1 protein-coding gene is annotated in these 296 nt (G+C 76.0%); it reads right to left on the bottom strand.

The window, feature by feature from the left end; genetic code table 11:
- A partial coding sequence (locus ACFFNX_RS52325; RefSeq protein ID WP_378213938.1) for an ABC transporter permease occupies positions 1-278 on the bottom strand: 278 nt, incomplete at its 3' end.
- Between the last annotated feature and the right edge of the window lie 18 nt (positions 279-296).

Below are 296 nucleotides of genomic sequence, written 5' to 3' on the forward strand. Positions count from 1 at the left end.
AGCACTCGCGCGACCCGGTCGCGCAGCGCCGTCTCGGCGACTCCGCTCTTCGCCTCGACCGTGACGTCGGAGTACCGGCCGGGCCCCAGCAGCAGCCGCTGCGCGGTCGCCTGGTCGAACCTGACGAGGGTCGCGCCCATGAGACTGCCCTGGTCGACGATGCCCACGACCGTGACGTCCTGCGACGGCCCCTGGATCAGCACGCGCGTGCGGTCGCCGACCCGCAGCCCGGCCCGTTCGGCGGTCCGCGCGTCGACGGCGACATCCCCGGCGCGCACCGGGCCGCGCCCGGCCTT

It is taken from the genome of Actinoallomurus acaciae (assembly GCF_042429965.1).
Classification (GTDB): domain Bacteria; phylum Actinomycetota; class Actinomycetes; order Streptosporangiales; family Streptosporangiaceae; genus Actinoallomurus; species Actinoallomurus acaciae.